This is a genomic window from Kosmotoga sp., assembly GCF_982836095.1.
In genome coordinates, this window is the sequence record NZ_CEYIHJ010000080.1 from 1 (window position 1) to 727 (window position 727).

Annotated in this window: 1 protein-coding gene; it reads right to left on the bottom strand. The window is 40.7% G+C overall.

The genetic code is table 11. The features are described from left to right. Window positions 1-705 (bottom strand): hypothetical protein (locus AC3LHT_RS06395; protein WP_488662318.1); only part of this gene is annotated, 705 nt, incomplete at its 3' end. Between the last annotated feature and the right edge of the window lie 22 nt (window positions 706-727).

Below are 727 nucleotides of genomic sequence, written 5' to 3' on the forward strand. Positions count from 1 at the left end.
CTTGTATTTTATGACGAGTTCTCCGGTATAATCACCATGGTCAGAAGAACCAAGTATCCAGAGTTCCGATGCTTTCAACCCCACTTTGATGCATTGTTTCTTGGTTCTAAGGTTATCCAAACCATTATCTGAAAATAGAAAAGGGATGTCTTTCATTAGAAGAAAGCCGTTCTCAATATTTTTCTTTATTTCTTCAAGGGGATAGCTTGCACCTGTAATGCCTTGAATGTTGTCGAAATTTCCTTTTCGCCTATGGTTTGCATCCACTATCCCGTTGTTGTTGTAAAGCGGAAAAAGGTCAAGGAGAAAATAATCTCTTTCCTGCTTTATCTTCACTGCCTGACAAGAAACTGCAACTTGAAAAATCTCACCAGAGGAAATTGCTTTTCCAGGTACGAGAGCGCATTTGCCGCGGGGGACGCCGCTGAAAGTTTCATTGCTGTTATTTATCAATATCGTTTGATCTGAAGTATCCAAATAAATGCCTATAACAGAAGGAATAAAAACAAGCGTGTCAATTGCAACTGTTCCATTTGAAGGATTTAGCCCGAAACTAAGCCTTTCTTCCACTGCGGTGCCCACTATTGAACCGAGTTTGTACAGGCCATAATAGCTGAGTTTCTTTTCAGCTTTGAGCTTTTCCCTTCCATATCTCACACTTATAGAAACTGTATTTGCATCGAAATCCGGTATCGCGGCGACCACTTGATAGCGCACTTTAGGTAGA